Annotated in this window: 1 protein-coding gene and 1 pseudogene; both read right to left on the bottom strand. The window is 76.2% G+C overall.

Features of this window, described 5'->3' with window-relative positions; all coding sequences use genetic code 11:
* Window positions 1-720: 720 nt before the first annotated feature.
* Window positions 721-1,980, bottom strand: a complete 1,260-nt coding sequence (locus tag GUY61_RS36900; RefSeq protein ID WP_166634660.1) for a serine/threonine-protein kinase — start codon at window positions 1,978-1,980, stop codon at window positions 721-723.
* A 239-nt stretch (window positions 1,981-2,219) separates the two neighbouring features.
* A pseudogene (locus GUY61_RS36895) lies at window positions 2,220-2,972 on the bottom strand (serine/threonine protein kinase); the annotation flags it as partial.

Genomic DNA, 2,972 nt, shown 5'->3' with positions numbered 1-2,972 from the left:
GCCCGGCGCACGGCTCCCCCGCCGCCGGGGCCCACCGGCGGCGAAGCCTTCCGGCCGCCTCGCGGCCGCGGGCGGCCGACCGTGCCCCGGCCCGGGCGCGGACATGCCGCCGACCGGACCGGCACCCCATCCGATGCCGCGCGGGACCAGCCGCTCGGGCCGGACGCCCGCCCCTGCAACGGCCCGCCCCTGCAACGGCCCGCCCGGCACCGGATGCCGGACCACAAGGCGTGGAGACTGTCGGTAGCCGATCCGCCGGCGCCGCCTTGCCGCGGGCGACCTCAGCCGCCCGGCGAGGACCACGGCCTTCCGGGCACGCCCGTGACCGGACGCCGGGCACCGAACCCGCTGGTCAAGGCTGGCGGCAGCAGTGGCCATGCCACTGGCCCCCGGCCGTGGGCCACGGCCCCCGGGCTCGAACCGCAAAGGCGCCAGAGCCGCCGGGCGCCGGGCCATCGTCACCAGGGTGAAGGCTCTCGGCGGTCCAGCCGGTGGAGTCGACCGGGTCGCGGGCGGCCCCGTAGGCCGCGCAGGACGCGCTGCGGCACCCGGTCGCTCAGCGCGGTAGCCGACCGGGTGGTCGACACGGTCCCGGGGCGCGCCCGGTCCGGGGACGACCGCGCAGGGCCCACTCCGGCCGGGGACGACTTCGCAGGGCCCACCCCGGCCGGGGACGACTTCGCGACGCGCGCCCGGTCCAGGGACCTCGGGCCCGCAGGGCTAAGGCGCGGCGGGGGCCGATGAGCCGCGGTTGTCGTCCGGCGGGGACTGGGAGTCGTCACCGGAGACGGCCGCCCAGGTGCCGAGGCCGATGGCGGCGGCCAGCACGACGGCGGCCACGCCGAGCACCGTGCGGCGGCGCCGGACCGTCTCGGCCGAGGCGCGGTTGCGGGCGGAGCCCGGCCGCCGCTGGCCGGCGGAGCGGGGTGCGCGCGCGGTGCCGCGCGGGCCGCCGGCGAGCTCGTCCGGGCCCGGCACCCGCATGCTGGTGTGCGTGTCCCGGTTGGAGTCCGGCGAGGAGCCCGGCACCAGCGGGACTGCCCCGCTGCGGCGCGGGGCCGGGTTCTGCGGCGGGAAGGGCAGTGGCTCGTACGAGACGGGGGGTGCCTCCGGCTGCCCGCTCTCCTCCGGCTCGTCGACGTCGAGCGGCGGCATCCCGGCCAGCAGCGGGAGCTGCGCACGCAGGCCGGCCGCGAGTTCCCGCGCCCGGAGCCGCGACGCCGGGGCCTTGGCGAGGCACTGCACGATGATCTGCCACAGCTCCTCGGGGATGCCGGGCAGCGGTACGACGGTCTCGGTGACGTGGCGGCGCAGTACGGCGCCGGGGTGGCCGCCGCCGAACGGGGTGAACCCGGCGAGCAGCTCGTACAGGACGGTGGCCAGCGCGTAGATGTCGACGGCGGCCCGGGGCGGCAGTCCCTCGACGATCTCGGGGGCGAGGTAGTCCGGGGTGCCGATGATCTTCGTGACCTTGGCGTGCCGCGGCGAGTCGATCAGCTTGGCGATGCCGAAGTCGGTGAGCAGCGCGGGGTGGGAGTTGCCGGGCCCGAGCGGGCCCTGCATGTCGAGCAGGATGTTCTCCGGCTTGACGTCCCGGTGGACGACCCCGGCGGCATGGGCCGCGGCCAGCGCGTCCGCGACGTCGGCGACGATCGCGACGGCCGCCTCGGGGGCGAGCCGCCGCTCCCGGTCGAGCCGGGTCCGCAGGTCCGTGCCGCGCACCAGGTCCATGACGAGCGCCACGTCGTCGCCGTCCACGACCAGCTCCCGGACGCCGACCACCCGCGGGTGCTCCAGGCCGAGGAGTGCCGTGCGCTCCTGCACGAAGCGCTCCACGAGTTCCTCGTCGGCCGACAGGTCGTCGCGCAGCAGCTTGATGGCGACGGGCCCGTCGGGGCCCTCACCGAGCCACACCGTCCCGGCGCTGCCCCGCCCCAGGATCTGGTGCGCTGTGTACCGACTGCCGATTTTCCGTGCCAAGACTGCTCCGACGTGTCGTTACCTCTGCTGCGGGCCCGACAAAAATACGCGGATACGGAGGTGTTCCGTACACGTAATCGCGGCAGGCCGCACCTTTGCGGGGGAAATCAGCCGCTGGAAGTCGACAAATCCCCAGAGTCGCGCGGATTCACCGGGTCGTGGGCACCCGGGGCCGTGGGCACCCGGGACGCTGCCACCGGGCCCGGTGTCACCGCGCGGAACTCATGGCTGCGGGCCCCTCACTGCTGCCCGGTGGGGGCGTCGGAGCTGCCCAGTTCCGAAACCCAGTCGGAGACTTTGCCGACCCAGTCCGTCATCTGGTCCCAGAAACTCTTCGTCGTGCCGATCCAGTCCTGCAGCGGGGTCAGCTCCCAGATCATCCAGGCCACCACCACCATGATCAGGACCGAGAAGAGGCAGCCCTTGAGGCAGCCGAGCCCGGGGATCCGCATCGGGTTGGCGCCGCGGCGGCGCGGCTCGCGCGGCGGGCGCGGTGCCTGCCGCGGCGGCGGCTGCGGGGGCGCGTACCGCTGCTGGGGCTGCGGCTGGGGCACGGGCGCCGGCGCCGGTGCGTACCGCTGCTGCGGCTGGGGCTGCGGCTGCCGCCGCTGTGGCCTGTGCGGCTGCTGCTGGGGGGCGTACGGCTGCGGGTTCTGCGGCTGCGGGGCGTACTGCTGCGGCTGCTGCGCCTGGCGCTGCGGGCGACGGCGCAGCGGGTCCTCGCTCGGATCGAGGTACTGGATCTGCGTCTGCTCGTTGCGGTCCCTGGCCGCACGCAACTGGGTCTGCCACGGATGCGGCTGCTCGCCCTGCTGCGGCAGGACGGCCGTCGGGTCGGCGGCGGGGGTGCCCGGCGCCCCCGCCGCGCCGGACATGGGCATGACGGTCGTCGCGCCGTTCGGGTCGAAGGCGGGCGGCTGGGCCGGGGTGCCGGTCGGCAGCACCTGGGTGGCGTCGGCGGCTCCCGGCACCGCGTCGGGCATGGGCGGCAC

Origin of the sequence: Streptomyces sp. GC420, from assembly GCF_009916105.1 — a bacterium.
GTDB lineage: Bacteria > Actinomycetota > Actinomycetes > Streptomycetales > Streptomycetaceae > Streptomyces.
This window is presented reverse-complemented; position numbering and strand designations above follow the sequence as displayed.